Raw genomic sequence first — 399 nt, 5'->3', positions numbered from 1 at the left:
GAATACAGCTTTACGCTCCGCGATCGTTTTATTCACAGCCCTCAAGTCGAGCGAGCGTTGACGCGACTAGGCGATATCCACGGCGATAGTCGGCGTACCAGAGCAAGTAAAGGGTTGCTGATCCAAGGTCCAAGCGGAGTGGGCAAGAGCACATTGGTCAAGGAGTACATTCGGTCATTGGAGGAATTGGAGAGCCATGACCCACAGAAGCGGACAGTTCTGTTCGTCGAGATGCCTTCGTCTCCAACCAAAAAGAACCTGGCAGCAGCCATTTTGGCAGAGCTGAAGGATCCCTTCGCAGAGGCACGAGGACATTCGGCAGAGGTTAAATTTGCGCGAGTAGTCCTGCTGCTGAAGAACCTTGGCGTGGAGATGTTGGTCCTCGATGAGGCGCAGCAC

1 protein-coding gene is annotated in these 399 nt (G+C 54.1%); it reads left to right on the top strand.

What is annotated here, in order from left to right:
* Nucleotides 1-30: 30 nt before the first annotated feature.
* On the top strand, nt 31-399 hold a 369-nt coding region (locus tag ACEWB7_RS18455; RefSeq protein ID WP_411581156.1), incomplete at its 3' end, for a TniB family NTP-binding protein.

Origin of the sequence: Acinetobacter sp. NIOH-H-8, from assembly GCF_046635365.1 — a bacterium.
Taxonomy (GTDB): domain Bacteria; phylum Pseudomonadota; class Gammaproteobacteria; order Pseudomonadales; family Moraxellaceae; genus Acinetobacter.
This window is presented reverse-complemented; position numbering and strand designations above follow the sequence as displayed.